A 722-nucleotide genomic window follows, 5' to 3' on the forward strand; every position below is an offset into this window, starting at 1 on the left:
CCCCAGAAGTCCACAGCAAGCGCAACTCCCCGCCACGACCCCCGAACCGCATCCGCTGTCGGCTCCTGGACCCACGCATCCACGCCGCCAGGCCTGTCCTGCCCGCTGTACACCACCCCGAGCACGACAACCACGACCGCAGCAAGCCCCGCGACGACCCCCAGCCAAGCCCGCAGTAATAAAGGCAGCACCACCGACACCAACGGCCCCCCGTCCACGAGCCCCACCCTAACCAGCAATCAGGTCGCGACGGGAAGGGAGTTGGTGCGCTAGCGCTCCCCGGCGGCGGTCAGGCTGTGGCGCCGCGCATCGGGGCCCCATCGTTACGGGCCCTGAAGACGGCCCGGTACGCGGCCGGCGAGGAGTCGAGCTGGCGGCGGAAGTGCCCGCGCAGCGCCACCGGGGAGCGGAAGCCGCAGCGGGAGGCCACCTCGTCGACCGGGAGATCGGTGGTCTCCAGCAGCCGCTGCGCCTGCAGCACCCGCTGGGTGATCAGCCACTGCAGCGGCGCCGAGCCGGTGAGCGTACGGAACCGGCGGTCGAAGGTGCGCCGCGACATGTACGCACGCCCGGCCAGCGCCTCCACGTCGAAGGGCTCGTGCAGGTGCTCCAGCGCCCACGCGAGGACATCGGCGAGCGGGTCGCCGCCGATGTCTTCCGGCAGGGACCGGTCGAGCCGGTCGGTGGCCGGGGGGCTGCCCGGTGCGGCGCCGGGGGTGCGG

1 protein-coding gene and 1 pseudogene are annotated in these 722 nt (G+C 73.1%); both read right to left on the reverse strand.

What is annotated here, in order from left to right:
* Positions 1–218: pseudogene (locus G5C51_RS42700) on the reverse strand (phosphatase PAP2 family protein); the annotation flags it as partial.
* 71 nt (positions 219–289) lie between these two features.
* Positions 290–722: helix-turn-helix domain-containing protein (locus G5C51_RS42310; RefSeq protein WP_240930305.1), on the reverse strand; the 433-nt coding region annotated here is incomplete at its 5' end.

The sequence above is a fragment of the Streptomyces coryli genome, assembly GCF_011044975.1.
GTDB lineage: Bacteria > Actinomycetota > Actinomycetes > Streptomycetales > Streptomycetaceae > Streptomyces > Streptomyces coryli.